This is a genomic window from Thermophilibacter mediterraneus (assembly GCF_900119385.1).
GTDB classification, from domain to species: Bacteria; Actinomycetota; Coriobacteriia; order Coriobacteriales; family Atopobiaceae; genus Thermophilibacter; species Thermophilibacter mediterraneus.
This window is the reverse complement of sequence record NZ_FPKO01000005.1, coordinates 1-1,573: the sequence shown is the minus strand read 5'-3', so window position 1 is coordinate 1,573 and position 1,573 is coordinate 1. Positions and strand designations below refer to the sequence as shown.

Sequence of the window (1,573 nt, the reverse complement as noted above, 5' to 3'; positions counted from 1 at the left end):
AGATCGCCTCGCGCCGGACCTTTGCCATCATCTCGCACCCGGACGCGGGCAAGACCACGCTCACCGAGAAGCTCCTGCTCTACACCGGCACCATCCAGTCCGCCGGTTCGGTCAAGGGCAAGTCGAGCGCCAAGCACGCGGTCTCCGACTGGATGGACATCGAGAAGGCGCGCGGCATCTCGGTCACGAGCTCGGTCCTGCAGTTCACCTACGACGGCTGCTGCGTCAACATCCTCGACACCCCGGGCCACCAGGACTTCTCCGAGGACACGTACCGCACGCTCATGGCCGCGGACGCCGCGGTCATGGTCATCGACGGCGCCAAGGGCGTCGAGGCGCAGACGGTCAAGCTCTTCAAGGTCTGCGCGCTGCGCGGCATCCCCATCTTCACCTTCGTCAACAAGCTCGACCACGACACGCGCGACCCCTTCGACCTCACCGAGGAGATCGAGACGGTGCTCGGCATCGGCACCTACCCGATGAACTGGCCCATCGGGTCCGGCCGCAACTTCCGCGGCGTCTTCGACCGTGCGAGCCGTCACGTGCTGGCCTTCGAGGGCGACGGCCGCGCCAATGCGACCAAGCGCGTGAACGAGATCGAGGCCGAGCTCGGCGACCCCGCGCTCGACGAGCTCATCGGCGAGGAGAACCACCGCGGCCTCATGGACGACATCGAGCTCCTCGACGGCGCGGACCACGAGTTCGACCTCGAGGCCGTGCGCACGGGCAGGCTCTCGCCGGTCTTCTTTGGCTCGGCGCTCACCAACTTCGGCGTCGAGCCGTTCCTGCGCGACTTCCTGCGCCTGGCGCCCGCGCCGTCCGCCCGCGTCGACGCCATCACGGGCGAGCCGGTCCCGGCCACGGACCCCGACTTCTCGGGCTTCGTCTTCAAGATCCAGGCCAACATGGACAAGAACCACCGCGACCGCATCGCCTTCCTGCGCATCTGCTCCGGCAAGTTCGAGCGCGGCATGGACGCCTGGCACGAGCAGGGCGGGCGCAAGATCAAGCTCGCGACGGGCACGGCCATGATGGCCGACGACCGCGCCACCGTCGACGAGGCGTACGCCGGCGACATCGTGGGCCTCTTTGACCCGGGCGTCTTCTCCATCGGCGACACGCTCTGCCGCGTGGGGCGCCACGTGCGCTACGCCGGCATCCCCACCTTCGCGCCCGAGCACTTCGCGCGCATCGAGCAGGTGGACACCCTCAAGCGCAAGCAGTTCGTCAAGGGCATGGAGGAGCTCGCCCAGGAGGGCGCCATCCAGATCTTCCGCGAGGCGGGCACCGGCATGGAGCGCGTCATCGCGGGCGCGGTCGGCGTGCTGCAGTTCGAGGTGCTCGAGCAGCGCCTGAGCTCGGAGTACCACGTCGAGGTGCGCCGCTCCCCGCTGCCGTACAGCCTCATCCGCTGGATCGACGAGTCGGCCGGTGAGGTGGACTTCCGCTCGCTCAACCTCACGCGCGAGACGCTGCGCGTCGAGGACATGCGCGGCGGGAAGCTCCTGCTCTTCACGAGCCAGTGGAACCTCGACTGGGCGGTGGAGCACAACCCCGACCTGCGTCTCTCCGA

The 1,573-nt window shown here is 68.5% G+C and carries 1 protein-coding gene; it reads left to right on the top strand.

What is annotated here, in order from left to right; genetic code table 11:
• Positions 1–2: 2 nt before the first annotated feature.
• On the top strand, positions 3–1,573 hold a 1,571-nt coding region (locus BQ7106_RS00075; protein ID WP_072369427.1), incomplete at its 3' end, for a peptide chain release factor 3.